Annotated in this window: 1 protein-coding gene; it reads left to right on the top strand. The window is 66.0% G+C overall.

Annotation, left to right across the window (positions count from 1 at the left end):
* Positions 1 to 124: 124 nt before the first annotated feature.
* Positions 125 to 362 (top strand): hypothetical protein (locus tag AC3XQU_RS23285; RefSeq protein ID WP_489876523.1); only part of this gene is annotated, 238 nt, incomplete at its 3' end.

Genomic DNA, 362 nt, shown 5'->3' with positions numbered 1-362 from the left:
CCCACGACCGCATCAGGGCCCGCTCCGGGCTCTGGGACGTCGAGGGCGAAGTAGCCGACTGGAAGAACGCCCTCACAGGCTGGAACCCAGGCGTTGAGTTCCGGGTCAGGAAGGTGGCGGGCTGATGACAGGCAAGATGAAGTGGAACAACGCCTTCTTCACCAAACTCGGGCACTCACCCAAGGTCACCGCCGTCCTGCAGCGACACCTGGACAGCATCGCCGCCCGGGCCCGCGCAAGCGCCCCGGTGGACACGGGCGACTACCGGGACCGGATCACCACCCGGATCAAGAGCACCGCGACCCGGAACGTCGGCCTGGTCGTTGCCGAAGACCCGGCAAGCATGTTCGTCGAATCCGAAA

The organism is Telluria sp. AZSoR62, from assembly GCF_058111565.1.
Note: the sequence above shows the minus strand (reverse complement) of the source record. Positions and strands in the feature narration are given on the sequence as shown.